This window comes from Thioclava sp. 'Guangxiensis' (genome assembly GCF_045348365.1).
GTDB lineage: Bacteria > Pseudomonadota > Alphaproteobacteria > Rhodobacterales > Rhodobacteraceae > Thioclava > Thioclava kandeliae.
The window spans coordinates 589,064-613,750 of record NZ_CP155822.1; the positions used below are offsets into that span (position 1 = coordinate 589,064).

General features: G+C 60.7%; 23 protein-coding genes and 1 tRNA gene. 10 read left to right on the plus strand and 14 right to left on the minus strand.

What is annotated here, in order from left to right; all coding sequences use genetic code 11:
- Positions 1-73: 73 nt before the first annotated feature.
- The 4 genes from nusG to tuf all read right to left on the minus strand — a co-directional run bounded on the left by nusG (position 74) and on the right by tuf (position 2,588).
- The gene (gene nusG, locus ABEB22_RS02875; protein ID WP_339114356.1) at positions 74-616 is read right to left on the minus strand and encodes a transcription termination/antitermination protein NusG; all 543 of its coding nucleotides are present in this window, start codon (positions 614-616) and stop codon (positions 74-76) included.
- Between the two features lie 203 nt (positions 617-819).
- Positions 820-1,002 (minus strand): preprotein translocase subunit SecE, encoded by a 183-nt coding sequence (gene secE, locus ABEB22_RS02880; RefSeq protein WP_339114355.1) that lies wholly within the window; start codon positions 1,000-1,002, stop codon positions 820-822.
- Positions 1,003-1,119: 117 nt separating this feature from the next.
- Positions 1,120-1,195, minus strand: a tRNA-Trp gene (locus tag ABEB22_RS02885).
- A 217-nt stretch (positions 1,196-1,412) separates the two neighbouring features.
- Positions 1,413-2,588 carry an elongation factor Tu gene (gene tuf / locus ABEB22_RS02890; protein ID WP_339114354.1) on the minus strand — a complete coding sequence of 392 codons (1,176 nt, stop codon included), beginning with the start codon at positions 2,586-2,588 and terminating at the stop codon, positions 1,413-1,415.
- A gap of 400 nt (positions 2,589-2,988) precedes the next feature.
- Between tuf and ABEB22_RS02895 the strand changes: the two genes are divergently transcribed.
- Positions 2,989-3,840 carry a DUF533 domain-containing protein gene (locus tag ABEB22_RS02895; RefSeq protein ID WP_406870777.1) on the plus strand — a complete coding sequence of 284 codons (852 nt, stop codon included), beginning with the start codon at positions 2,989-2,991 and terminating at the stop codon, positions 3,838-3,840.
- 73 nt (positions 3,841-3,913) lie between these two features.
- Here the strand turns inward: ABEB22_RS02895 and parC are convergent, their stop codons facing one another.
- A complete protein-coding gene (gene parC / locus ABEB22_RS02900; protein ID WP_406870778.1) occupies positions 3,914-6,172 on the minus strand; it encodes a DNA topoisomerase IV subunit A in 2,259 nt (752 codons plus the stop codon).
- 159 nt (positions 6,173-6,331) lie between these two features.
- Between parC and ABEB22_RS02905 the strand changes: the two genes are divergently transcribed.
- The 5 genes from ABEB22_RS02905 (at position 6,332) to ABEB22_RS02925 (ending at position 10,315) form a co-directional block, all read left to right on the plus strand.
- The gene (locus ABEB22_RS02905; RefSeq protein ID WP_406870779.1) at positions 6,332-6,904 is read left to right on the plus strand and encodes an SH3 domain-containing protein; all 573 of its coding nucleotides are present in this window, start codon (positions 6,332-6,334) and stop codon (positions 6,902-6,904) included.
- A gap of 118 nt (positions 6,905-7,022) precedes the next feature.
- Entirely contained in the window at positions 7,023-7,862 is an 840-nt protein-coding gene (locus ABEB22_RS02910) for an SDR family NAD(P)-dependent oxidoreductase (protein ID WP_406870780.1), read from the plus strand.
- A 46-nt stretch (positions 7,863-7,908) separates the two neighbouring features.
- Entirely contained in the window at positions 7,909-8,481 is a 573-nt protein-coding gene (locus tag ABEB22_RS02915; protein WP_339114349.1) for a cob(I)yrinic acid a,c-diamide adenosyltransferase, read from the plus strand.
- Positions 8,482-8,636: 155 nt separating this feature from the next.
- Positions 8,637-9,395, plus strand: coding sequence for an electron transfer flavoprotein subunit beta/FixA family protein (locus ABEB22_RS02920; protein ID WP_339115380.1), 759 nt, complete (start codon positions 8,637-8,639; stop codon positions 9,393-9,395).
- The gene (locus tag ABEB22_RS02925) at positions 9,395-10,315 is read left to right on the plus strand and encodes an FAD-binding protein (protein WP_349295286.1); all 921 of its coding nucleotides are present in this window, start codon (positions 9,395-9,397) and stop codon (positions 10,313-10,315) included. The genes ABEB22_RS02920 and ABEB22_RS02925 overlap by 1 nt, the downstream gene beginning before the upstream one ends.
- 55 nt (positions 10,316-10,370) lie before the next feature.
- Here ABEB22_RS02925 and ABEB22_RS02930 read toward each other — a convergent pair whose 3' ends face one another.
- Positions 10,371-11,192 (minus strand): DUF6473 family protein, encoded by an 822-nt coding sequence (locus tag ABEB22_RS02930; RefSeq protein ID WP_406870781.1) that lies wholly within the window; start codon positions 11,190-11,192, stop codon positions 10,371-10,373.
- 164 nt (positions 11,193-11,356) lie between these two features.
- Between ABEB22_RS02930 and ABEB22_RS02935 the strand changes: the two genes are divergently transcribed.
- Complete coding sequence (locus ABEB22_RS02935) at positions 11,357-12,232, plus strand: 3-hydroxybutyryl-CoA dehydrogenase (RefSeq protein WP_339114345.1); 876 nt, start codon at positions 11,357-11,359, stop codon at positions 12,230-12,232.
- Between the two features lie 25 nt (positions 12,233-12,257).
- Here the strand turns inward: ABEB22_RS02935 and ABEB22_RS02940 are convergent, their stop codons facing one another.
- The 7 genes from ABEB22_RS02940 to ABEB22_RS02970 are packed head-to-tail and all read right to left on the minus strand — an operon-like array spanning position 12,258 to position 17,685.
- Positions 12,258-13,187: an acyltransferase gene (locus ABEB22_RS02940; protein ID WP_339114468.1), complete on the minus strand. Its 930-nt coding sequence runs from the start codon at positions 13,185-13,187 to the stop codon at positions 12,258-12,260.
- Positions 13,188-13,223: 36 nt separating this feature from the next.
- Entirely contained in the window at positions 13,224-13,493 is a 270-nt protein-coding gene (locus tag ABEB22_RS02945; protein ID WP_350936174.1) for an HPr family phosphocarrier protein, read from the minus strand.
- On the minus strand, positions 13,474-13,896 hold the full coding sequence (locus ABEB22_RS02950) for a PTS fructose transporter subunit IIA (RefSeq protein ID WP_339114343.1): 423 nt from the start codon (positions 13,894-13,896) through the stop codon (positions 13,474-13,476). The genes ABEB22_RS02945 and ABEB22_RS02950 overlap by 20 nt, the downstream gene beginning before the upstream one ends.
- Positions 13,893-14,816, minus strand: a complete 924-nt coding sequence (gene rapZ, locus ABEB22_RS02955) for an RNase adapter RapZ (protein WP_339114342.1) — start codon at positions 14,814-14,816, stop codon at positions 13,893-13,895. The genes ABEB22_RS02950 and rapZ overlap by 4 nt, the downstream gene beginning before the upstream one ends.
- A complete protein-coding gene (locus ABEB22_RS02960) occupies positions 14,813-15,238 on the minus strand; it encodes a serine kinase (protein WP_339114341.1) in 426 nt (141 codons plus the stop codon). The genes rapZ and ABEB22_RS02960 overlap by 4 nt, the downstream gene beginning before the upstream one ends.
- 3 nt (positions 15,239-15,241) lie before the next feature.
- Positions 15,242-16,948, minus strand: a complete 1,707-nt coding sequence (locus ABEB22_RS02965) for a sensor histidine kinase (protein ID WP_339114340.1) — start codon at positions 16,946-16,948, stop codon at positions 15,242-15,244.
- Between the two features lie 32 nt (positions 16,949-16,980).
- Positions 16,981-17,685, minus strand: a complete 705-nt coding sequence (locus ABEB22_RS02970; RefSeq protein ID WP_339114339.1) for a response regulator transcription factor — start codon at positions 17,683-17,685, stop codon at positions 16,981-16,983.
- A 355-nt stretch (positions 17,686-18,040) separates the two neighbouring features.
- Between ABEB22_RS02970 and ABEB22_RS02975 the strand changes: the two genes are divergently transcribed.
- The 3 genes from ABEB22_RS02975 to ABEB22_RS02985 all read left to right on the plus strand — a co-directional run bounded on the left by ABEB22_RS02975 (position 18,041) and on the right by ABEB22_RS02985 (position 22,399).
- Entirely contained in the window at positions 18,041-19,639 is a 1,599-nt protein-coding gene (locus ABEB22_RS02975) for a phosphoenolpyruvate carboxykinase (protein WP_406870782.1), read from the plus strand.
- Positions 19,640-19,811: 172 nt separating this feature from the next.
- Positions 19,812-20,774, plus strand: a complete 963-nt coding sequence (locus ABEB22_RS02980) for a VPLPA-CTERM sorting domain-containing protein (protein ID WP_406870783.1) — start codon at positions 19,812-19,814, stop codon at positions 20,772-20,774.
- 149 nt (positions 20,775-20,923) lie between these two features.
- Complete coding sequence (locus ABEB22_RS02985) at positions 20,924-22,399, plus strand: phospholipase D family protein (protein WP_350936182.1); 1,476 nt, start codon at positions 20,924-20,926, stop codon at positions 22,397-22,399.
- Here ABEB22_RS02985 and rnr read toward each other — a convergent pair.
- A complete protein-coding gene (rnr, locus tag ABEB22_RS02990; protein ID WP_406870784.1) occupies positions 22,391-24,673 on the minus strand; it encodes a ribonuclease R in 2,283 nt (760 codons plus the stop codon). The genes ABEB22_RS02985 and rnr overlap by 9 nt on opposite strands.
- Positions 24,674-24,687: the final 14 nt, after the last annotated feature.

Sequence of the window (24,687 nt, forward strand, 5' to 3'; positions counted from 1 at the left end):
TTCATCACTCTGCCCCACGGGGGCAAGTTTAGTGGTCGCGGCGCGGGCTCATTCCCGACACCTCCCACATCCCTCAGGCGATTTTCTGCACCTGAGTGAATTCCAGTTCGACCGGGGTCGGACGACCGAAGATCGAGACCGTCACCTTCAGGCGGCTCGCAGCGTCGTCAACTTCCTCGACCATACCCGAGAAGCCCTCGAAGGGCCCGTCGGTCACATTCACATTCTCGCCCACCTCGAAGGTGATCAGGCTGCGCGGCTCGGCCTTCTCGGAAGAGGCACTGCCACCACGGTTCAGCATCCGGTCCACCTCGGCGTCCGACATCGGCATCGGCTTACCCTGATGACCGAGGAACCCGGTCACCCGGTTGGTCGAGTTGATCAGGTGGTAGCCCTGATCCGTCATATCCATACGCACGAGCACATAGCCCGGCATGAAGCGGCGCTCGGAGGTGACTTTCTTGCCACGGCGCACTTCGATCACTTCTTCGGTCGGAACGAGGACTTCCTCGATCTCTTCCTCAAGGCCCTTCTCGACAACAGACTGCCGGATCTGCTCGGCAACCTTCTTCTCGAAATTCGAGAGAACCATTACCGAATACCAACGCTTCGCCATGCTCGAGCCTGCCTTTTCCTTAACCGGCGCTTCGAACGCCGCGAATTCCCATTTTGCCCTGCCCCAGCCAACTGGCCCAGACGCGACACCGAAACAAAACGAGCGCGCACGATCCGAATCGATGCACGCCCTTTTCCGGAGAGTCATGCTCCCATACAGACGCTACGGGAGCTTTTCAACCCCATAGCGCCCGGAGTGGAGGATCAGCCGATCAGCTGACCGACACCAAGCCGGATCACGAAATCCACGCCCGAGAAGAACAACGCGGTCAGCGCCGTCAGCACGAGCACCATGACCGAAGTCAGCACCACTTCACGACGCGAAGGCCACGAAATCTTGGCCGTTTCAGAACGCACTTGCTGCAAGAACCGAAGGGGATTTGCCATTATGCCATCTTCCTCTAGTCGCCCGAAACAGGCGGGCTACATTCACGCGTCGCTACGTTCCCGTAGCGCCGACCGTCACCAGCCTGCCTACATGAGCGCTTCATCGAAGGAAAGGACTGGCAGGGGCAGAGGGACTCGAACCCGCGACCCTCGGTTTTGGAGACCGATGCTCTACCAACTGAGCTATACCCCTAGGCCGTGAGCGGGAGATACAGACCCGCAGAGAGGAAAGCAAGGGGGTATTTCAAGGTTTTCGACCAATCCCCGAAATTCTTTTTCCCGCAGGTCCCGCCTTCGCCAAGCGCCTCGGAAAAAACACTAATCCCCTGCCCGTTCGCATCAGCAGGGCGGGCAAAGCAAAAGGGCGGCCTGTTGGCCGCCCTTCCGTAGATCACATGATCCGCGTGGGATTATGCGAGGATTTTCGACACAACGCCTGCACCAACGGTACGGCCACCTTCGCGGATTGCGAAGCGCAGACCATCTTCCATGGCGATCGGGGCGATCAGTTCGACTTCGAACTTCAGGTTGTCGCCCGGCATAACCATCTCGGTGCCTTCCGGCAGCGTAACGGTCCCGGTGACGTCCGTGGTACGGAAGTAGAACTGCGGACGGTAGTTCGCGAAGAACGGCGTGTGACGGCCACCTTCCTCTTTGGTGAGGATATAGGCTTCTGCTTCGAACTTGGTGTGCGGCTTGACCGAACCCGGCTTGCACAGAACCTGACCACGCTCAACGCCTTCACGGTCAATACCGCGCAGCAGGGCGCCGATGTTGTCGCCTGCTTCACCACGATCCAGCAGCTTGCGGAACATTTCCACACCGGTGCAGGTCGTTTTCTTGGTGTCGCGGATACCGACGATTTCGAGTTCGTCGCCAACGTTGATCACGCCGCGCTCGACACGACCGGTCACAACGGTACCACGGCCCGAGATCGAGAACACGTCTTCGATCGGCATCAGGAAGGGCTGGTCAACAGCACGTGCCGGGGTCGGGATGAAGTCGTCAACGGCTGCGATGAGCGCGCGGATCGAGTTCTCGCCGATTTCCGGATCGCGGCCTTCGAGGGCTGCAAGTGCCGAACCTTTGACGATCGGAATATCGTCGCCGGGGTAGTCGTAGGACGACAGAAGCTCGCGGACTTCCATCTCGACCAGATCCAGCAGCTCTTCGTCGTCAACCTGGTCAACCTTGTTCAGGTAAACAACCATGGTCGGGATGCCGACCTGACGGCCGAGCAGGATGTGCTCGCGGGTCTGCGGCATCGGGCCGTCAGCTGCGTTCACAACGAGGATCGCGCCGTCCATCTGTGCCGCACCGGTGATCATGTTCTTAACATAGTCAGCGTGGCCGGGGCAGTCGACGTGCGCGTAGTGGCGGTTTTCCGACTCATACTCGACGTGTGCGGTCGAGATGGTGATGCCGCGTGCTTTTTCTTCCGGTGCGCCGTCGATCTGGTCGTAGGCCTTGAAGTCACCGAAATACTTGGTGATTGCTGCGGTCAGCGTGGTTTTGCCGTGGTCAACGTGGCCGATCGTGCCGATGTTAACGTGCGGTTTGTTACGTTCAAACTTTGCCTTTGCCATCTCGCGGGACGCCTCTGGTTTGGGGGGCCGTCTGAAGGCCCGTGACAATATCGCGGGCTAGATATTTCCCTACAGCAGAAAAATCAAGCGCGATAAGCAGATTCCCGTCGCTTTCACCGATAGTTTTCCTGCGCCTGAATGGGCGCGGATACCGAGTCAGGGCAGCGCTTGGAGAGCGGGCGCGACAAAAGCGCGCGGGCGGGCGCGGACGCATAGGCGTAAACGCCACCAATTTGGCCATCGCTGCCTGATCTTTGAGCATAATGGCCAAAAATACCCCGTAAATGGCAGCTTTCCGCGTAGCAGCCGCGCCACACACCCACTCAGCAGGAACCCGACCCGCTGACTTTTGGTAGGTCCCGACATAGACTCGTTACATGTGACACTGCAGGAGGCCATCATGTCATTCGTCGGAACACTCGCCAAGGTAACGCTCGGGATCGCCCAAGCGAAAGGCGGCTCGAACCTTGCCCGTGCGGCCAGAGGCGAGTTGGGCGGATCGGGTGGTCTTTTGAACGGCGATGCGCAGGGCGATTTCGAAGAGCGCCTCGCCGCATTGCTGGGTGGCAAAATAAACCACCTCTACCAGTTCAGTGGCTATAGCATGGGTGCCATGCTGGAGCGGCTCGGGCGGAGCGCCTCGCTGGTGCGCCACCGCTCCAGCTCGGCCGGAAGCGGCGGCATGTCCGACGCGATCTCGCAACTCGCGCGTGACATGTGCGGCAAGCGCGGCGGTCTGGGCAAGCTTCTCGAGCAGCTCTCCGAGACCACCAGTAGTGAATGCCTTGGCAAGACGCCCGCGCAGCGCGTGACGTCCGAACGTTCCTTTGGCGAGGAACTGAACGCGGCCTTCGCAAGCGGCTCGGAACCGTGGAAAAAGCCTTCGCCCGCCCAGAATGTTGCCGCCGCCGTTCTGGTGAAGGCATTGCTGCAAGCCGCCAAGGCCGACGAGGTGATCGACCAGCCCGAGCGCGACAAGCTTTTGGCCAAGCTCGACGGCATGCATGGCGACGAGCGGGCCTTCGTGAAACATATCCTCGAAGCGCTGATCGACATCGAGCGCCTGAGCCTGAAGGTGCCCTCGGGCCTTGAGCCGCAGGCCTACGCGATGTCGGTCATGGCCATCGACCCCGACCAGCCGAAAGACATCGCCTATCTCGAAGCGTTTGCAGATGCGCTCGGCCTGCCCGAGGCGGTCATCGAAAAGGTCCATAAAGAGCTGGGCGTAGCCCCCCTTCTGGTTGCGGCCTGAAGAGCCGACCGATACGACAAATAAAAAGGCGGCCCGAAAGGCCGCCTTTTCCACATCCATCCGAGACATGTCCTCAGTTGAACTTGTTGTCGCGCGGGAAGCCGCGCGGGGCCATACGGCCCGCGGTTGCCCGCTTGGCTGCCCATTCCGAAAGATCGCTCTCGCTCCGTGTGCGCCCCGCCGGATCCTTCCAGCTCAGACCGTCGGCTGCGTTGAATGTGCGGATATCGGACAGGCCGCCATCCTTGTATTTCTGCAGCCGCACGCCCTTGCCCTTGGACATCTCGGGCAGCTCGTCGATCGGGAAGACTAGCACCTTGCGATTCTCGCCCACCACGGCAACCATATCGCCTTCGACAAGCTTACAGGCCGCAGTCTGATCGGGTGCCTTGACATTGAGCACCTGCTTGCCGCTCTTGGTCTGGGCAATCAGTTCTTCGGCAGGACAGATGAACCCGTCCCCTGCCGATGAGGCCAGCAGATATTTCTCGCCCTCTTTCGGCACCAGAACATGGGTAATCTCCACCTCGTTCGGGATGTCTGCCATCAGGCGGACAGGCTCGCCCATACCCCGCCCGCCGGGGAGATTGGCCCCCAGCACGGTATAGGCGCGGCCATTGGCCCCCAGCATAACGATCCGGTCGGTGGTCTCGGCATGGAGCGCGAAGCGCGGCCCGTCACCGTCCTTGAACTTCACCTCCGCATCAAGGGCGTTATGCCCCTTCATGGCGCGGATCCAGCCCATCTTGGACAGGATCACGGTGATCGGCTCGCGCTCGATCATCGCCTCGATCGGCACCTCCTCGACCTCGCCTGCCGCGCCGAAATGGGTGCGGCGCGCGCCGATCGCAGTGCCTTTGCCGAAGAGCTTGCGCATGTCCTTCAGTTCGGTGCCGATGGCTTTCCACTGCAACTTCTCGGAGCCCAGCAGTTCCTCGAGCCCCGCCCGTTCGGCCAGAAGGTTGTCGCGTTCCTGCCGCAGCTCCATCTCCTCGAGACGACGCAAGGACCGCAGGCGCATGTTCAGGATCGCCTCGGCCTGCACTTCCGTCAGGAACACCGCTTCTCCATCGGTCACGGCCCAGTTCTCGCGCATGAGCGCGGGCTTGGCCTCGTCCTCGGTGCGGATGATCTCGATCACACGGTCGAGGTTGAGATAGGCGATGATATAGCCGTTGAGCACCTCGAGCCGGTGCGCGATCTTGTCCAGACGATGCTGGCTGCGGCGGCAGAGCACATCGCGGCGATGGTCCAGAAACGCCCGCAGCACTTCCTTGAGCGAGCAGACCTTGGGCACCCGCCCGTCGATCAGCACGTTCATGTTCATCGAGAACCGGACCTCGAGATCCGAGTTCCGGAACAGCATCCCCATCAGCATCTCGGGCGCGACGGTCTTGGTCTTGGGCTCCAGAACGATGCGGATATCCTCGGCGGATTCGTCGCGCACATCGGCCAGCGCCGGCACTTTCTTGGTCTGGATGACTTCGGCCAGACGCTCGATGAGCTTGGATTTCTGCACCTGATAGGGGATCTCGGTAACGATCACCTGCCATTGGCCACGGCCAAGATCCTCGACCTCCCATTTGGCCCGCAGCCGGAACGCGCCGCGCCCCGTGCGATAGGCGGTCAGGATATGCTCCTTGGGCTCGACGATCACGCCGCCCGTCGGAAAATCCGGCCCCGGAATGTAATCGACCAGCCGGTCATCCTCGATATCCGGCTTGCGGATCATCTCGAGGCAGGCATCGACCAGTTCGTCGAGATTATGCGGAGGGATATTGGTTGCCATCCCCACGGCAATCCCCGAGGCGCCATTGGCCAGCAGGTTCGGGAAGGCGGCGGGCAGGACCACCGGCTCTTCCAGCGTGCCATCGTAATTGGGACGGAAATCGACCGCGTTCTCGGCCAGCCCTTCAAGAAGGCTTTCCGAGGGCTTGGCCATCCGCGCTTCCGTATAGCGCGAGGCAGCGGGGTTATCGCCATCGATATTGCCGAAGTTCCCCTGGCCATCGACAAGCGGGTAGCGCATGGCAAAATCCTGCGCCAGACGCGCCATCGCATCATAGATCGCCGCATCGCCATGGGGGTGATAGTTGCCCATCACGTCACCGGAAATCTTCGCCGATTTCCGGAACCCTCCGGTGGAGGACAGTTTCAGTTCGCGCATCGCATACAGAATGCGGCGATGCACGGGTTTCAGCCCGTCTCGTGCATCGGGCAGCGCCCGGTGCATGATCGTGGACAGCGCATAGGTCAGATACCGGTCGCCGATTGCACGGCTTAACGGCTCGGAGGACAGCGCCGAAGGAATCTCATCATCATGCTCGCTCATGGGAAAAATCTCTAAAGCGGTGATGACCTCCGGTCCAGCAGCAAATTTTCGCCGATGCGGAACCGACGGTGGGTTGACGCGTTGCTCCCCCGAACAGCTTCACGGGCACGTTATTCTCGCCGAGGGTAGATAACCCTCTGGCGAAAGGGGGAAATTCTTATGTTGAAACTCGTCGTCAACACGTTGGTCGCATTTTTTCTGGTGCTTGTCATTTTTGGTCGTGACGACGATCCGGCCGCACCACAACCCGTGCTACAGGCCAGCGCAAGCGACAGCCAGACAAACCCCGTGCTGATCCAGAAAGCCGTTGCCACCGAAGAGAGCAACCGCGCGACGCTGATCACGGCCGCTGCGGCGGCAACCCTACCCGATAGCGAATCCCTTGATGCCCCCGCGCCCACCCCACACGCGGCGGTCGCGGCACCGCAAGAGCCCGCCATCACCCGCACCTTCCCGAAAGTGACCAACGCCTCCGCCCTGCGCAGCTCGCCGCAATACCGCAGCGCCGAGCCCGAGACCGCCGCTGCACCTGCCGGTGCCCTCTGGCGGGTGACCGCGGCCGCGCTGAACGTGCGCTCGGGTCCCGCGACCTCCTATCAGCGCGTGGATGGCGTCACGCGCGGCGAGGAAGTCCTGATCGTGGCGCAAAAAGGGAATTGGGCGCATATTCGGATCGAGGGTGACGGCGTCAATGGCTGGGTCTCCAAGAAATTCCTGAGCCCCTCGAACTGATATCCCGACCATTTCCTACTCCCCCGACCCGCTCCGCAAGCCGCAGATACTCTCTGCGGCTTTCTCTTGCGCCATGCCTCCCCAGTCCCTACTCCTTAGCTTCCAAGGGAGACACGCAATGACAAAGACAATCCTCATCACCGGCTGCTCGTCCGGTATCGGCTATGACGCCGCGCACGGGCTGACAGCCGCGGGCTGGAAGGTCATCGCCAGCGCGCGCAAAACCGAGGATTGCGAAAGATTGCGTCAGGAAGGTCTGAGCTGCGTGCAGATGGACATGGCCGACCCCGCCTCCATCGACGCCGGCTTCGCACAGGCGATGGAACTGACCGGCGGACGGCTCGACGCGCTCTATAATAATGCAGCCTTCGCCTGCCCCGGCGCGGCCGAGGACCTGCCCGCGGGCGCCCTGCGCGAAATCTTCGAAACCAATCTCTTCGGCCTGCACGATCTGACCTGCCGCGCCATAAAGGTGATGCGCCAGCAGGGGAGCAATGGCGAAGGCCGGATCCTGCAATGCTCCTCCGTGCTGGGGCTGGTCGGGGTGCGCTGGCGCGCGGCCTATGTCTCGACGAAATTCGCCCTTGAAGGCCTCACCGATGTCATGCGGCAGGAAATGAGGGATACGGGGATCAAATTCATCCTGATCGAGCCGGGCCCGATCACTTCGCGCATCCGCGCCAATTCCATCCCGCATTTCGAGCGCTGGATCAACTGGCGTGCCTCGCCCCGACGCGCGCAATACGAGGCGAGCCTGCTCAAGCGCCTCTACGAGCCGAAAAAGGACCCCGACCGGTTCGAGCTCCCTGCATCGGCCGTGACCGCAAAAATCCTGCAGGCGCTCGAGGCCCCCCGCCCCCGCGCACGCTACGCGATCACTGTCCCGACCCACATCATGGCAATTGCACGGCGCATTCTACCGGTTAACGCTCTGGACTGGCTTGCAAGCAAGGGCTGATCTCTCGTATAGATTCGCTACGGATTTGATCAAAAAGAGGCACTTTATGGTCGTTCTGAATAAAATATACACACGCACGGGTGATGATGGCGAAACAGCGCTCGTTGATGGACAACGTGTTGCCAAATCATCGGCCCGCGTGAACTGCTACGGCACGGTCGACGAACTGAACGCCGTTCTGGGCCTTGCGCGGCTGCATGCAGAGGGCGGGCTTGAGACGCAGATTGCCCGCATCCAGAATGATCTCTTCGATCTGGGCGCCGATCTGGCCCGCCCTCACCCCGAGCTGGACAACGAGGCGGGATATGAGGTTTTGCGCATTACGGCCCAGCAGACCGACAGGTTGGAGACCGAAATCGACGCGATGACCGCAGTGCTGGAGCCACTCAAGAGCTTTATCCTGCCCGGAGGCACGGCCTGCGCTGCACATCTCCATCACGCACGCACCGTCGCGCGCCGCGCAGAACGCGAAGCCGTGGCCCTGATGGCAGAGGCCACGCTCACCCCTGATTGCCTCAAATATCTCAACCGGCTTTCGGACTGGCTCTTCGCGGCATCGCGCATGGCCAATGATGAGGGGCGCGCAGATATCCTCTGGGTTCCTGGCGCCAACCGGTGAAACATGCCGCGGAGAGGCCATGGTCAACCCATGCCGCAGCGAAGCTCTGGGGGGTCGGTTTTCCCCTGTTTCTCTGTATCACCGCGTTGTAACACTACCCATGAAACTCCACGAAGCCCCGCAAGGGATTATTAAATAAAGGGAGCACCACGCTTATGAAGGTCCTCGTACCCGTCAAGCGCGTGATTGATTATAACGTGAAAGTCCGCGTGAAGGCGGATGGGAGCGGTGTCGATCTTGCGAATGTGAAAATGTCGATGAACCCGTTCGACGAGATTGCCGTGGAAGAGGCGATCCGTCTGAAGGAGAAGGGCGCGGTCTCGGAGATCGTGGTGGTCTCCGTGGGCGTGAAGCAGGCGCAGGACACGCTACGCACGGCGCTGGCGATGGGGGCGGATCGCGCGATCCTCGTGGAAGCGGCCGATGACGTGCATACCGACATCGAGCCGCTGGCCGTAGCCAAGATCCTTGCCAAGGTGGTGGCCGAAGAGGCCCCGGGTCTGGTGATCGCCGGCAAGCAGGCCATCGATAACGACATGAACGCGACGGGCCAGATGCTCTCGGCCCTGCTGGGCTGGTCTCAGGCGACCTTTGCGTCGTCGGTGGAGATCACCGGTGACGAAGCACAGGTCACGCGCGAGGTCGATGGCGGGTTGCAGACCATCAAGGTCAAGCTGCCGGCGATCATCACTGCCGATCTGCGCCTGAACGAGCCGCGCTATGCCTCGCTGCCCAACATCATGAAAGCCAAGAAAAAACCGCTCGAGGCAAAGACCGCCGCCGATTACGGCGTCGATGTTGCCCCGCGTCTGGAGATCGTGAAGACCGCCGAGCCTGCGGGCCGTGCGGCGGGCGTCAAGGTCGGGTCGGTTGACGAGCTGGTGGCGAAACTCAAAGAAGCGGGAGCTCTGTGATGGCTGTTCTTCTGATCGCGGAAATCGCGGGTAAAGAGGTTGCGCTCGACGCGACCGCCAAAGCGCTGACGGCCTCTGCGGCTCTGGGCGAAGTGACTGTTCTCGTGGCGGGTTCCGGCGTGGACGCGGCCCCTGTGGCGGGCCTGTCGGGCGTGGCGAAAGTGCTCAATGTCGATGATGCGGCCTATGCCCATGGTCTGGCCGAGCCGCTGGCTGATCTGGTCGTCAGCATGGCGGGCGGGTTCAGCCATATCGTGGCGCCCTCGACCGCCTCGGCCAAGAACGTGCTGCCGCGTGTGGCCGCCCTTCTGGATGTGATGGTGATCTCGGATGTGACGGCGGTGGTTGACGCCGACACCTTCGAGCGCCCCGTCTATGCGGGCAATGCCATCCAGACGGTGAAATCGAAAGACGCGACCAAGGTGCTGACCGTGCGCACGGCCTCGTTTGACGCAGTCGCAGCCGGTGGCGCGGCGCCGGTCGAGGCAGGTCAAGCCGCTGGCGACAAGGGCCTGTCGTCTTGGGTCGAGGACCGCGTGGCGGCCTCGGACCGCCCCGAACTGACAAGCGCCAAGATCGTCGTCTCGGGTGGCCGTGGCGTGGGTTCGGAAGAGGACTTCGCCATCATCTCAACGCTGGCGGACAAGCTGGGGGCGGCTGTTGGCGCCTCGCGCGCGGCCGTCGACTCGGGCTTTGCCCCCAACGACTGGCAGGTGGGCCAGACCGGCAAGGTCGTGGCCCCCGATCTCTACATCGCCTGCGGCATCTCGGGCGCGATCCAGCACCTTGCCGGCATGAAGGATTCCAAGGTGATCGTCGCGATCAACAAGGATGAGGAAGCCCCGATCTTCCAGATCGCCGATTACGGCCTCGTGGCAGATCTCTTCGCCGCCGTGCCGGAATTGACCTCCAAGGTCTGAGACAAGAAAGGGGGCCGAAAGGCCCCCTTTTGACTGCGCCGGTCAGTGCCTGCGCTTAGATCATTTTTGCCAGAACCGGCGCCAGAGCCTCGGCAATCTCTTCATGCACAAGCGGGCCAGGCATCGTCAGAGCCGCGGGCTCTTCCATAGCTGCAAAATGCATACCTTCCGTGCCAGACCGCCGCGCTTTCATCGACGGTTCGATCGCCACGACCACATCTGCACGACCGCGTATCTGATCCAGCATCTCGGGTGAGACCAGCAGCGGCTCCGGTCCAAGCGAGTCCCCTTGCGAGGGGTCGGTGTAATCATGCAGCGACAGCAGCACCTTACGGCCCGGGATACGGTCCAGAAGCTTGTTCATCCGCGACACCCAAGCCATCTGCAACTCTTGCGCGAGCGCCTCGAAACGGTCCGGCGCACGGCGATGCAGAGCTGTCAGCATATGCCGGGTGAAGTTGAATTCCGTAAAGTCGATATCATTGAAAACCGCGCGCATCAGATTCGACGCCCGCAGGAAGCGATCGTTCCGACGGGGATGCACGGCATAGAAGCGGTTCGACATATTCTGCGCGCCCATCAGCTGGATCACACTCACATGCGACTTCTGAAGGATTTCGCTCATCTGCGGCTCGTGCAAGAACACATCGACCCCCGCATTCAGATAGCCGAAATTCACGACCTGCATGCCGATTTTTTCTTCGACAAGCTCCGGCCATGGATTTTCCACGAACTTGCCGTAGGTTTCGGAGCCGCCGATTGCAGAGACAAAAGGCACATCCAGCCGTCGACGTGGCCCACGGAACAATAGTTTGGATTTCCCGTAACGGCACGGGAAGTAATCTAGGGCGCCCTCGCCCGGATATTCAAAGGCCATCTCCCACCTCAGTCTCAAAATCACCCAAAGGCAGTCTGCAATAAACCCATTACCAAACCACTAAGGTGAAAATTTGGCATAGAGGGTTGACCATAAGCTTTCCCCTTGCGGCGAAAGCCCTCGCCGCCCTACTGTGCAGGTGCAGAAGAGAGAGGGAGATCGCCATGACGATTCAGACAGTTGGCATCGTAGGCGCGGGACAGATGGGCAACGGGATCGCCCATGTTTTCGCGCTTGCCGGATTTGACGTGCTGCTGAACGACATTTCACAGGACGGTCTGGACAAGGGGATCGCCACGATTCGCAAGAATCTCGACCGGCAGGTTTCACGTGAAAAAATTTCCGCCGAGGAGCGTGATGCAGCCCTGTCGCGTGTCACGACGACCCTCACCCTGACCGATCTCGGACCGATGGATCTGATTATCGAGGCCGCGACCGAGCGCGAGTCGGTGAAATCCGCGATTTTCGAGGATCTCGTGCCGCATCTCGCACCGCATACCATCCTGGCCTCGAACACCTCCTCGATCTCCATCACGCGGCTTGCCTCGCGGACCGACCGCCCCGAGAAATTCATGGGCGTGCATTTCATGAACCCGGTGCCGGTGATGCAACTGGTCGAGCTGATCCGCGGCATCGCGACCGATGAAAAGACCTTCAATGCCCTGAAAGAGGTCGTTGATAAACTTGGCAAAACCCATGCCAGTGCCGAGGATTTCCCTGCCTTCATCGTCAACCGTATCCTGATCCCGATGATCAACGAGGCGGTCTATGCGCTCTATGAGGGCGTGGGCAATGTGATCTCCATCGACCAGTCGATGAAGCTCGGTGCCGCCCATCCGATGGGCCCGCTGGAGCTTGCGGATTTCATCGGGCTCGACACCTGTCTGGCGATCATGAATGTGCTGCATGACGGGCTGGCCGATACCAAATACCGCCCCTGTCCGCTTCTGACGAAATATGTCGAGGCCGGCTGGCTCGGCCGGAAATCCGGTCGCGGGTTCTATGATTACCGCGGCGAGACACCCGTCCCGACCCGCTGAACAAAAGCCCGGCTCTGGCCGGGCTTCATTCTTTCAGCGAGAGCACCTCCTCACGCATATCGGCGAGCCATTGGCGCGGAGTCTTCAGCGCATCCGCCATCTCCTCGGGTGATCTGACATGGCCGATGATCGGGCGCTGCGGCTTGTTGAAGGCGGCACGGATCTCGTAAAGAAGCAAAGATTGACGTAGCGTCGCCGATAGCTGGTTCGCGATCTGGTAGAGCCGCGAGTTATGCGTCGGGAAACGGACCGGCAGAACCTGCGCCCTGGACCGTGCGACCATCTTGGCGGTAAACGGGTTCCATTCCTTCTCGACCACCGGCCCGAAAAAGCTCTCGGAGGCCGCCACAGACCCTGCGGGAAATAACACGATACAGCCGCCGCGCTTGAGATGCAGCATTGCATCCGCGCGCATCTTCAGCCCTTCCTCCCGCGCATCCGCCTCATGGGCAAAGGGCACAGGGATCATGAAAGGCGCGATTTCTGGCAGGCCTGTCAGAAGGTTGCGTGTGAGGATCTTGTAATCGGTGCGCACCCGCCCGATCACCTCGGCCAGCACCATCCCATCCACCAGCCCATGCGGATGGTTCGCCACGATCACCAGAGGGCCAGTGGGGGGAATTCGCATGATCTCCGCCTCGGGAGTGGTGACAGTGATCCCCATGACATCGAGCGCCTGCGCCCAGAACGCCTGTCCTTCGGGGATGCCGCGCGCCTCGAACTTGCGGATTATACGCAGGATATGCAGCTTGGCGGTGCCCCATTCGATTGTGCGGATCACCGCGCGTTTGAATGGGTTGGTGAAGGTGCCCGCATAGGACAGACGGCGTTTGTCATAGGGTTTCTGAACGGTCTGGAAACCGTCATCTGTCCGGATATCCTGCGCTGCACTCCCCGAGGACAGGACCGATCTGCCTTTGCCATCATCAGGCGTTTGTAAATCGGTCTGTTGCATCTGGTTCACGACAGGCCTCTTCGTCAGGTGGCGGGGTCAGAACCCCTCGCCGAAATAATCGGCAACCAGTTCCGCAAGAGCCGTCATCAGCGCCTCGGCTTCGGCTCCCGTTGTGGTGACCTCGATGGACGTTCCACGTGAAGCAGCCAGCATGAGAAGCCCCATGATCGAGTCGCCCGACACGCTCATGCCATCTTTGGACACTTCGGCCCGAGCGTCAAATCTTTCAACGATCTCAACGAATTTTGCCGAGGCCCGCGCGTGCAGCCCCTTCTCGTTGATGATCTTAAGCTCCTGATGCGCCATGCATTCCTTCCCTGCTCCCATAGGCAGAGTAACTATTGATATATTTGCGTCCTGCATCAAGTGCTGCCTCCACCGCGGCGTGTACGCCGAGGCTTCTGGACTTCGCAAGCTTGATCAATAGTGGCAAATTCGCACCATAAATGATCTCGCGCTCGCAATTCTCACAGGCTTTCAGGCTGAGATTGGATGGCGAGGCCCCAAACATATCGGTTACGACCACGACCCCGAAACCGCTATCCACCGCATCGGCTGCCGCCCTGATCTCGATCTGTTTTTCGGCCCGATCATGGCCATCCTCGATGGTGATGGCACGGATGCCCTGCTGGGGCCCCACGACATGCTCCACCGCCGCGAGATACTCGCGGGCCAAACCACCATGAGCGACAATCACGATTCCGATCAAGCGCCGTTTCCCGTTCCAGAGGCGGGCAGTTCGAGCCCGCGCCGTTCCAACTCTCTGTGCCGTTTAGACACATGCCAACCGGCCTCTGCAAGAGCACCAGAAACCGATTCCGTAAGGGCAACAGAGCGATGTTTACCCCCAGTACATCCAAAGCCTACAGCCAAATGTGTTTTTCCTTCCTCAACATGGGCAGGCAAAGTGAAAAGAAGAAGCCCCATCACCCTGTCGAAGAATTCACGATAGCGTGGATCATGTGTGACATAGTCCGCCACCGCAGCATCGCGCCCGTCCTTTGGGCGCAGTTCGGGCTGCCAATGCGGGTTGGCCAGAAACCGGCAATCGAACATGATATCGAGCCCTCGCGGCACGCCACGTTTGTAGCTGAAACTATGCACCGATACCGCCAGCCCCGCCGTCTTGCGCTGATCGAACAGCTGGTTGATCTCGGCGCGTGCATCATGGACCGTCATCGCCGAACTGTCGATGAGGATATCGGCACGGGCGCGGATCGGCACCAGAAGGTCGATCTCGCGCAGGATGCCCTCTTCGGGCGCATCATCGGGCGAGAGCGGATGACGCCTGCGCGTTTCGGAATAGCGCCGCTGCAGCACATCGGGCCGCGCATCCATATACAGAACTTCCAGCTGGATCTTCGGCTCCCGCGTCAACCGGTCGATCAGCTCGATAAGGCGCGTCGCGCTGAACTCGCGGTTGCGTACATCGATCCCCAGTGCGATGGGCTGCAATACCGGCCCGTCAAGCACTCTTGGCACCATCGAGAGCGGCAGGTTGTCGATAGTCTCGTAGCCCAGATCCTCCAGTGCCGCGATCACGGTCGACCGCCCTGCCCCGGAGGGGCCGGTGACCAGCACAACGCGCTGGCTCAGATCTTCGGTGTCACATTCGGCGTGGTGGGTCACGCAACTCTCCCGGCTTTGAGATATTGCCAGATTGCTGCATCAAGATGACCATGTTGCAAGCGCAGCACAAGGGGCAGCGACACCCCATAAAGAGAGATATTTCGCAGCGGCGGCAGTCTTTCCGTCTCGGTCCGGTCAAGATCCACAACCAGTGAGATAAAAGCCTCCTCCAGCACATCCGCCGCAAGAATACCCACACCGCGCGCCTCGATCCGCCCGCGGATCGCTGCTGGCGCGCGCGCCAATAAGCCACCATCCCTAAACGTCAGATCGGTGCGGTCATCGGCCACAAGCTGCCCGCCAATGGCCATCAGCTTGAGCGCCAGCGTGGATTTCCCTGTACCGGATGCCCCGAGGATCAACACCGCACGCTGCGCATCGAGCGCGACACAACTGGCGTGCAGGATGTGCCGGACGCTCATGGATCAGAACGGAAGCCCGACCACGAAACGCGCGCCAAGCGGTTCGGAGGTCACATCGGCATCGGTCGGGCGGATATTCTCGGCCCAGATCACGCCGCCATGCGCCTCGACGATCTGCTTGGAAATCGCCAGACCGAGCCCCGAATGATCCCCGAACTGGCCCTCGGGCCGCTGCGAGTAGAAGCGTTTGAAGACCTTCGACAGAGCCTCTTCCGGAATGCCCGGACCGGTATCCTCAACCACCACCAGCACCCGATGATCGCGCCTGCGGGCCCAGACACGCACCGCATCTCCCTCTTCGCTGAAGGAAATGGCATTGCTGATCAGGTTCACGAAGACTTGCGCGAGGCGGCCCTCCAACCCGTTGATCACGATAGGATCGGCGGGCAGATCGATGATGAAATCCACGCCTTTCTGCTTTGCCTGATCGCCCAGATACTGCGCGAGATTATCGACCATATGGATCAGGTCGAAGGGCTCTTCCTCCTCCTTGACCAGCTCGGAATCAAGCCGCGAGGCATTGGAGATATCGGACACCAGACGGTCGAGACGGCGCACGTCGTGGTCGATCACATCGAGAAGCTTCTCGCGGTGCTCTTCCTTCTTCACCATCCGCAGCGAGGCCACGGCAGAGCGCAGGCTCGCCAGCGGATTCTTGATCTCGTGGCTGACATCTGCCGCAAACTGCTCGTTGGCATCGATCCGGTCATAAAGCGCCGTCACCATCCCGCGCAGCGCACCAGACAGACGTCCGATCTCGTCGGGGCGGGCGGACAGATCGGGGATGCGGACCCGCGCGGGACTGACCTTGCGGGCATGGCGCTCGCCGCCGATCTCGGCCGCCGCCGCCAGATCGGAGATAGGGTTGGCGATCGTCGAGGCCAGCACCAGCGACAGACCGATCGAGACGATGATGGCGATGACAAACATCTGCAGCACCTGCTCGCGTTCCACGCGCACCAGATGGTCAATCTCGCCGGCAGCCGAGGTCAGCGCGATAGAGCCCACGATCCGATCGCCCTGGTAAATCCCTGTTGCAACAGAGAAAATCGTAGCGCCGGACGTATCGCGGCGTGTATCCATGCGGGTAACACCGGGACGCAACTCGGCATTGAGATCCTGCGCGATGACCTGCGTGCTGACCTTCGCACCCTCCTCATCGCCATGGATGAGCGAGGACGCCCATCCCCAGCCACGGCTCAGGAGATCGGTCAACAGGGTCGAGCGCGTATCGTCATGTCCGCCGGTCACATCGGCAGGGGGAGCGGTCACCACGTCATCCGAGCTGATCAGCAGGTTACCCGCCGCATCGAAGACATAAAGCGAAGAGCCCGAGGGAAGCTGGATACCCGAAAGCGTATCCACGACATCGATCCCGTCGCCTGCCGCCAGATTGACGGGCGCGGTCTTGGGCAGACGCGCCTCGAACACATCGGCAACCAGCTCGGCCTCGACCACGATCGCATTCTCGCGTTGGACCACAAGGCTGTCACGGAACGGATTGAGATAGAGCACCCCCGCCACGAGAACGACCATGGCCAGAAGATTGAAGATGATGATCTTTCGCGCAAGCGGCGAGCGGTTGAGCGAGATCAGGTTACGTGTCTCGCGGCGTTTGCTCACGCTCTCGTCGACGGCGCCCTTGCCCGCGACCAAGTCCTCGCCCGGATCGACAGCCACCGTATCCCTGTTCCGTTTCCTGGCACTCATTCCAAGGCTCAACCCGATCCGTCCTGCGATACTCATTCTTCGTTATAACGATAGCCGATGCCATACAGCGTCTCGATAGCCGAGAAATCCTCGTCGACGCTGCGCATCTTCTTGCGCAGACGCTTGATATGGCTGTCGATCGTGCGATCATCGACATAGACCTGATCGTCATAGGCCACATCCATCAGCTGATCGCGCGATTTCACGAAACCCGGACGCTGTGCCAGCGCCTGAAGAAGCAGGAACTCGGTGACCGTCAGAGTCACATCCTTACCCTTCCAGCTGACCGAGTGGCGCAGCGGATCCATGACCAGCGCCCCGCGCGTGATCGTCTTGGTCTCTTCGGTCTGCACCGTCTCCACGCGACCCTCCAGCGCATCCTGACGGCGCAGGAGCGCCCGGATACGCTCGACCAGAAGCCGCTGGCTGAAAGGCTTTTTTACATAGTCGTCGGCGCCCATCCGCAGGCCCAGAACCTCGTCGATCTCGTCATCTTTCGAGGTCAGGAAGATCACCGGCATCTGGGTCTTCTGGCGCAGACGCTGCAGCAGGTCCATCCCGTCCATACGCGGCATCTTGATATCAAGAACGGCCATATCGGGCAGGCGTTTATTGAACGCATCCAGCGCCGATTGCCCGTCATTATAGGTCTCCACATCGAACCCTTCGGCCTCGAGAGTCATGGCAACCGAAGTAAGAATATTGCGATCATCATCGACCAAAGCAATCCGCGACATGTGCCTGCACCCTCATTCTTCCGGACGGTTATACTTAATGGCCATCATCGACGCCCCTGCGAGAAGAATCAACACGAAGCTCAATCCCGCAGCAATTCCGCCCTCCATTGCATCCGAAAAGCCTCAATTTAAGATTAACTGCAAAGATTGCGTCCTTCTGTCACATAAGTGATTGCGCTAAAGTGTAAATGATAACGCTAACGGTAGCGCACCCTGTGTTCCCTAAAGATTTCAGCGTGATATATGGTCGATTATCCGGTGCATCTCTGGCACCGAAGGCGATCCGGCCAAGGCCCGGCAGGATCGGGAGGATTCCATTGAACCGCCGCACCACGACGGCATTCGGGAGCAACAGATGATCATCGGACACGTGAACCCGGCACAGCGCCTGGAAGATCAAGGCATTTCTGGACTGGGCAATGTCTATTACAACCTGATCGAGCCGGCGCTCGTCGAAGAAGCGCTGAAACGCAATGAAGGCACGCTTGGCAAAGGCGGCGCATTCTATTGCACCACCGGCGCCCATACCGGCCGTTCGCCCAAAGACAAGTTCGTCGTCCGCACCCCCGAAGTCGAAGACACCATCTGGTGGGAAAACAACGCGCCCATGGAGGAGGACAAGTTCGACCTTCTCCATGCCGATATGCTCGAGCATATGAAAGGCCGCGATTACTTCGTGCAGGATCTCTTCGGCGGTGCCGATCCCGAACACCGTCTCGACGTGCGCGTTGTGACCGAGCTCGCCTGGCACAACCTGTTCATCCGCACCATGCTGCGCCGTCCCGAGCGCTCCGAACTGGACGATTTCATCCCCGAATTCACCATCGTGAACTGCCCCAGCTTCAAGGCCGATCCCGAGCGTCACGGTTGCCGCTCGGAAACGGTCATCGCGCTCAACTTCACCAAGAAGCTGATCCTGATCGCCAATACCCAGTATTCGGGCGAGAACAAGAAGGGCGTCTTCACCCTTCTCAACTATATCCTGCCCGGCAATAACATCATGGCGATGCACTGCTCGGCCAACCATGCCATCGACAACCCCGACGACAGCGCGATCTTCTTCGGCCTGTCGGGCACCGGCAAGACGACGCTTTCGGCAAGCCCCTCGCGCACGCTGATCGGCGATGACGAGCATGGCTGGTCCGACAAGGGCATCTTCAATTTCGAGGGCGGCTGCTACGCAAAGACGATCAATCTCTCGGCCGAGGCCGAGCCGGAGATCTACGCGACCTGCTCCATGTTCGGCACCGTGGTCGAGAACATGACCTTCGACCCCGAGACGCTCGATCTCAATTTCGAAGACAACTCGATCACCGATAACATGCGCTGCGCCTACCCGCTGCATTACATCTCGAATGCCTCGGAAGACTCGGTGGGCGGCAACCCCAAGCATGTGATCATGCTGACCTGCGATGCCTATGGCGTCCTGCCCCCCATCGCGCGCCTGACACCGGCACAGGCCATGTATCACTTCCTGTCGGGCTTCACCTCGAAGACCCCTGGCACCGAGATCGGTGTGGTGGAACCCATCCCGACCTTCTCGACCTGCTTCGGTGCACCCTTCATGCCGCGTCGTCCGGAAGTCTATGGCAAGCTTCTGGCCGAAAAGATCGCCAAGAACGGCGCCTCGTGCTGGCTGGTGAATACCGGCTGGACCGGCGGCAAGTTCGGCGAAGGCAAGCGGATGCCGATCAAGGCCACCCGCGCCCTTCTGGATGCGGCTCTCGACGGCTCGCTCGAGGCGGTCCAGTTCCGCAAGGATCCGAATTTCGGCTTCGACGTTCCGGTTCTGGTCGATGGCGTGGACACCAAACTACTGAACCCGCGCGACACCTGGGCGGATGGCGCTGCCTATGACGCACAGGCCGCCAAGCTGGTGAAGATGTTCTCGGACAATTTCGAGCAATACGTGCCCTATATCGACGACGAAGTGAAAGCCGTCGCGATCGGCTGATCCGACCAGCCCCGCAAAACATCGGAGATCCCGCCATAAAAAGTGGCGGGATCTTTTCATTCTGGGGTTGAATTCCTCTCGGCCAACAATTTCTCAAAACACTTGTTGCCCCAAGGTAAACATCAGGCATTCTTATCTCCACGAGCATTTCACACATTTTGGAGACATAGAATTGCGCCTGAGACATATCAGACATTTTGCGCTCTACGCAGCGCTTGCCCTGCCGGTTCTGACAGCTCCGGTCCATGCGGCCAGCACCTATGCCGAAGTAAGCACGTTTGAAGGCAGCGCATATTGCTATGTAAGCTGCACGGATATAACGCTCACCAATCCCCGCAACTACATCACCTACAACACCTATACAGGCTATGGCAGCCGGGGCGCGGTTGCAGGGCAGGAAACCTCTTCGGTCGCGATTGATGGGTCCACCGGTGCCATTACAAGCAGCACCAGCTACCTCCAAGGCGATATGCCTGTCGAGGAACAGCCCTTTGGGAACTGGTATAGCAATGATGATGTCAGCGACGATCCGACGACCGAGGCCTATGAATACAGTGGCTGGGGCGCCTATGCCGGTGCCAGTATCTATGGAGCTCTGACGGCTTCCGGCAGCGGCTATCTGACCGCCTCCGCCACTTTCAGCGGGGATGTGGCCATGACCTACTACCAGCGCCTGAATTCGACCTATACGGACATCTCGGCCATTGCCGGCCTCACGCTCTACACATCGGATTATCTGTCGGACGGGGCCGAGAGTTTTTCATCGGATAGCGCCAGCTATTATCAGTATCTCGATACCTATTCCTTCTCCGATGACGGGATACTGGCGGATGGCAGCTATGATTTCGGCGATACGTTCAGCTTCGACCTGACCACAACGATCTGGCTTGAAGATGGCGAAACCGCATTTCTGGATCTTTGGACCTATCTCTCTGCTTGGGGAGCAACCACAGCGACATCCACCCTTGCGCTGGCATTCGCAACCACCGAGGGTCTAACCGTCTCCTCCGATAGCGATCTCTTTTCCGCGGTCCCCGCGGTTCCCCTTCCCGCAAGTGCCCTGTTACTTCTATGCGCGATTGCGGGACTGCCTCTATTGCGTCGGCGCGAGAGGACACCCCTTCCCGCAGCCTGATCCGTCTTCGTCAGGGCCGGCTTTCCGGCCCTTTTCCTTTGACGGCCACGGACTAGGTAATATCCGTAACAAGCCCGTGGTGACCTATGCTCTTTGCTTTATTCGCGATTTTAGCCATCGCGCTGATTTTCCTATGGCGGATCACGCGTTTGCCTACCCGTCCCGACCTCTCGCCCGATCATGTCACCACACCCGATGGAACCCGTCTCGGAAAGATGTGGCCGGATCTCGAGACCACGGGGCTTTTGCCCCTGCCCGACGGGATCGAGGCTTTTGCCACGCGGCTCAAGCTCGTCGAGCAGGCCGAGCATAGTCTTGATGTGCAATATTACCTCTGGCGTCCGGATGCCTGCGGCAGCCTGATGTTTAACGCATTACGCCGCGCGGCCGATCGCGGGGTAAAGGTCCGCATCCTGCTCGATGACAATGCGACCAAGCGCATTGATCCGCGCATCGTCTGGATGGACGCCCATCCGCAGGTGGAGGTCAGGCTCTTCAACCCCTTCCCGCTGCGCGGCATGCGGCTTTTGGGCTATGCGATGGATTTCGCCCGCCTCAACCGGCGGATGCACAACAAGGCGCTGGTTGCCGATGGTCGCGCCGCCGTGCTGGGCGGGCGCAATATCGGGGACGAATATTACAACGATCTTGCCCGCATGGGCACATTCATGGATTTCGACGCGCTGGTGATGGGCAAGGCCGCGCAAGAAGCCCGCGAGGAATTCGAGACCTACTGGAATAGCGAGCCCACATGGCCCGCAAGCGCGATCCTGCCGCAGCGGTTACTGAAAGACGAGACCACCGGCGGGACGCAGAATGCCGAATGTCTAACCAGCGAGGGCGCGCAGAAATTCGCGGCCCTTCTGGAGCAAACGCCCACCACCGACGAGCTGGAAGCCGATCGTCCCACCCTGCGTCAGGCAGAGGTCAAGCTCCTCTATGATGCGCCCGAGAAAGTGCTGGGCCGCGCGCGCCGCCGCAATCTCCTGTTTCCCAATATGCATATGGCGATGGGCACGCCGACCAAGAGCTTCGATATCATCTCCCCCTATTTCGTGCCCCGCAATGCGGGCCGCCGGCAGCTGATCAAACTGGCCAAAGCGGGCGTGAAGGTCCGCATCCTCACCAACTCTCTGGCCTCCTCGGACAAGCCGATCGTCCATACGGGTTATGCCGGCCAGCGGCGCAAGCTTCTCTCGGGCGGGGTGGAGATTTTCGAATTCGCCCATGACGAGCATGTCAAGTTCCGCCGCGGGCTGATCGGGCATCACCGCCGCGGGACCTCGCCCTTCGCGCGGACCAAACTGCATGCCAAGATCCTTTCGGTCGATGTCGAGAAGGTCTTTATCGGCACGTTCAATTTCGATCCGCGCTCGCTTCTGCTCAACACCGAGATGGGGATCGTGATCCATGACAAGAAATGGGCGGAAGACCTGCATAAAGGCTTCGAGACCGTCATCCCTGCCGCCGCATGGCAGCTGACGCGCGAACATAAGCGCATCCGCTGGGAGCGGCAGGTTGACGGACAAGGCACCGAGGTCTGGCACCACGAGCCCTATACCTCGTGGTGGCAGAGATCGCTGATCGTGGCAGGATCTCTTCTGCCGATCGAGTGGTTACTTTGACTTCCGCTCGCGCTTGACCTTGCGGGTCTTGGCGCGGGCTTTGGCCTTGAGCGCCCCGATCTTGCGCGGCGCCGAGGTGCCGGGCCGCCCCTTACGCCTTGCGCCGCGACGCGAGCTGGGCAGTTCTGCCCCTTCCAGCTGCAGCAGGTCCAGCAGCAGGCCACCCGTCACCGGCACGGCTTCCACCAGACGCACCAGAACCCGCATGCCAGCGGTGATCTCTATGCCGGTATCAGCGCCGGTCAGGGTCTGGGCCTCGCGGTCGAAATGGAAGAACTCGTTGCCGATGGCACGGATCGGGATCATGCCATCCGCCCCCGTCTCATCGAGCCGGATGAACAGGCCGAACCCCTGCACGCCCGACACGCGCCCCGTAAACTCGTTGCCCACGCGTTCGGACAGATAGGCCGCCAGATAACGGTCGGTCGTGTCGCGCTCGGCCGCCATCGAGCGGCGCTCGGTATCCGAGATCTGCTTGGCCGTCTCTTCCAGATGCTCGACATCCCATTGGCTGAGCCCGTCATCGCCCCATTTATGCCCCGCAATCAATGCGCGATGCACGATCAGGTCCGAATAGCGGCGGATCGGCGAGGTGAAATGCGCATAGGATTTCAGCGCCAGACCGAAATGCCCGAAATTCTGCGGGTAGTAATAGGCCTGCGTCATGGTCCGCAGCGTAGACATATTGATCAGCTCGTTGAAATCGCTGTCCAATGCCTGCTCCAGCAGGTGGTTGAGATGCGAGGTCCGCAGGACCTGCCCCTTGGCCAGCTTGAAGCCCGAGGCCTGTGCCACCTCGCGCAGGCTCTCGAGCTTGTCCTGGCTCGGTTCCTCGTGGACACGATAGAGCAGCGGGCGTTTCAGGCGCTCGAGTTCCTCGGCAGCGGCCACATTGGCCAGCACCATGAATTCCTCGATCAACTTATGCGCATCCAACCGCTCCTTGAACTGGATCGACAGCACCTTACCCTCATCCGAGAGCACGATCTTGCGCTCGGGCAGATCGAGGTTCAGCGGCTGGCGACGCGCCCGCGCGCGCAAAAGCGCGGCATAGCAGTCGTAAAGCGGCTCGATCACCTCCTCCATTAGAGGTTCGCATTGCGCGTCGGGATTGCCATCCTGCGCGCGCTGCACCTGGGCATATTCCAGCGAGGCCACCGATCTGATCATCGCGCGGTGGAAGCTGTGGCGGACCTTGTTGCCATCGGCGTCGATGGTCATCTTTGCCACCAAGACCGCGCGCGACACGCCTTCGTGCAAAGAGCACAGATCGCCCGAGAGGCGATCGGGCAGCATCGGCACCACACGGTCGGGGAAATAGCTCGAATTGCCGCGCATCCGCGCCTCGCGGTCGAGCGCGGAATTGGGCGTCACATAATGCGCCACATCGGCAATCGCGACCCAAAGGATGGTGCCATCCTCATTGGCAGGGTCCTTGTCATATTCGACGAAACAGGCATCGTCATGGTCGCGCGCATCGCCCGGATCGATGGTGACGAAGGGCATATGCGTGAGGTCCTCGCGGCCTTCCATGCCCGCGGGCTTCGCGGCATCGGCCTCGGCGATCACCTCATCGGGGAAACGGTCCGGGATACCATGCTGGTGGATCGCGATGAGCGACACGGCCTTGGGCGCGGTCGGGTCACCCAGACGCGCGATGATCCGCGCGAGCGGCAGACCCATGCGGCCACGCGGGCCGGTCTGTTCCGCCTCGACCAGCTCGCCATCGCGGGCCTCCATCGCGGCGGCATGCGGCACATGCCATTCCTTGTCCTGCCCCTTGTCGATCGGCACGATCCGCCCGCCCTCGGCGGTTTTGCGGAAGATACCCACAACGACCTTCTTGGCCGCCGAACCGATCTTGCGGATCGGGCGCGCCTCGTAATCATATTGCTCGTCGGGCGTCTCGGTCAGCCGTGCCAGCACGCGGTCATGCGGACCCAGCGCCTCTTCGCCCGCTTTGGGGATGATCAGGATCAGAGGCTCTGCCCCCTCACCTTCCCATTCGAGGGGCTTGGCCCAGAGATCGCCCATACTGTCGGGGCGCAACACCTCGAGCACGGTCACGGGCGGCAGCTTCGAGGGCTCGCGGAAGGACTTGCGACGGCGCTCGACCAACCCCTCGTCCTCCATCTCGCGCAGGATGCGCTTCAGCTCGATCTTGCCTTGGCCTTTGATCCCAAAAGCACGGGCAATATCACGCTTGGAGGTCGTGGTCGGGTTATCATTGAGCCAATCGAGGATTTGGCTGCGGGACGGAATCTGTGTTGTCATGATTTTTGCCTAGC

Coding starts and splice junctions, on each gene's coding strand:
- ABEB22_RS02930 (WP_406870781.1), bottom strand. CDS start 11,192: ATGGCCTTTGAATATCCGGGCGAGGGCGCCCTAGATTACTTCCCGTGC.
- nusG (WP_339114356.1), bottom strand. CDS start 616: ATGGCGAAGCGTTGGTATTCGGTAATGGTTCTCTCGAATTTCGAGAAG.
- ABEB22_RS02975 (WP_406870782.1), top strand. CDS start 18,041: ATGATCATCGGACACGTGAACCCGGCACAGCGCCTGGAAGATCAAGGC.
- ABEB22_RS02965 (WP_339114340.1), bottom strand. CDS start 16,948: ATGAGTGCCAGGAAACGGAACAGGGATACGGTGGCTGTCGATCCGGGC.
- ABEB22_RS02925 (WP_349295286.1), top strand. CDS start 9,395: ATGGCTGTTCTTCTGATCGCGGAAATCGCGGGTAAAGAGGTTGCGCTC.
- tuf (WP_339114354.1), bottom strand. CDS start 2,588: ATGGCAAAGGCAAAGTTTGAACGTAACAAACCGCACGTTAACATCGGC.
- ABEB22_RS02905 (WP_406870779.1), top strand. CDS start 6,332: ATGTTGAAACTCGTCGTCAACACGTTGGTCGCATTTTTTCTGGTGCTT.
- ABEB22_RS02910 (WP_406870780.1), top strand. CDS start 7,023: ATGACAAAGACAATCCTCATCACCGGCTGCTCGTCCGGTATCGGCTAT.
- ABEB22_RS02915 (WP_339114349.1), top strand. CDS start 7,909: ATGGTCGTTCTGAATAAAATATACACACGCACGGGTGATGATGGCGAA.
- ABEB22_RS02940 (WP_339114468.1), bottom strand. CDS start 13,187: ATGCAACAGACCGATTTACAAACGCCTGATGATGGCAAAGGCAGATCG.
- rnr (WP_406870784.1), bottom strand. CDS start 24,673: ATGACAACACAGATTCCGTCCCGCAGCCAAATCCTCGATTGGCTCAAT.
- parC (WP_406870778.1), bottom strand. CDS start 6,172: ATGAGCGAGCATGATGATGAGATTCCTTCGGCGCTGTCCTCCGAGCCG.
- ABEB22_RS02935 (WP_339114345.1), top strand. CDS start 11,357: ATGACGATTCAGACAGTTGGCATCGTAGGCGCGGGACAGATGGGCAAC.
- ABEB22_RS02960 (WP_339114341.1), bottom strand. CDS start 15,238: ATGAGCGTCCGGCACATCCTGCACGCCAGTTGTGTCGCGCTCGATGCG.
- ABEB22_RS02920 (WP_339115380.1), top strand. CDS start 8,637: ATGAAGGTCCTCGTACCCGTCAAGCGCGTGATTGATTATAACGTGAAA.
- ABEB22_RS02970 (WP_339114339.1), bottom strand. CDS start 17,685: ATGTCGCGGATTGCTTTGGTCGATGATGATCGCAATATTCTTACTTCG.
- ABEB22_RS02895 (WP_406870777.1), top strand. CDS start 2,989: ATGTCATTCGTCGGAACACTCGCCAAGGTAACGCTCGGGATCGCCCAA.
- ABEB22_RS02945 (WP_350936174.1), bottom strand. CDS start 13,493: ATGGCGCATCAGGAGCTTAAGATCATCAACGAGAAGGGGCTGCACGCG.
- secE (WP_339114355.1), bottom strand. CDS start 1,002: ATGGCAAATCCCCTTCGGTTCTTGCAGCAAGTGCGTTCTGAAACGGCC.